Source organism: Halomonas sp. ND22Bw (assembly GCF_003011945.1).
In the GTDB taxonomy this organism is placed as follows: Bacteria; Pseudomonadota; Gammaproteobacteria; order Pseudomonadales; family Halomonadaceae; genus Halomonas; species Halomonas halophila.
On record NZ_PXWD01001203.1, the window covers coordinates 1 to 259 of the forward strand.

The 259-nt window shown below is 66.8% G+C and carries 1 pseudogene; it reads right to left on the reverse strand.

Annotated elements, in window-relative coordinates:
• Positions 1–259, reverse strand: a pseudogene (locus tag CVH10_RS26165) (hypothetical protein); the annotation flags it as partial.

A 259-nucleotide genomic window follows, 5' to 3' on the forward strand; every position in this document is an offset into this window, starting at 1 on the left:
AGGCGCGGCCGGTCGGTGACGGACGCCACCGCCTGTATGCCATTCACCATCAAGTTGATGACACCCTGCTGCAATTCGATCCGGTCGGCAAGCACCGGCGCGAGCTCGACGGCGAGATCGGTCTTCAAGGCGACCCGGTTGGCCAGGATCTCGCGCTGGAGAAGGCCGATGCTCTCGCGGATCACGTCGTTCAGGTCGAGCGGCTGCTTCTCCACCGGCGCCTTTCGGGCGAGCGCCCGCAGCCGCTGAACGACCTCGC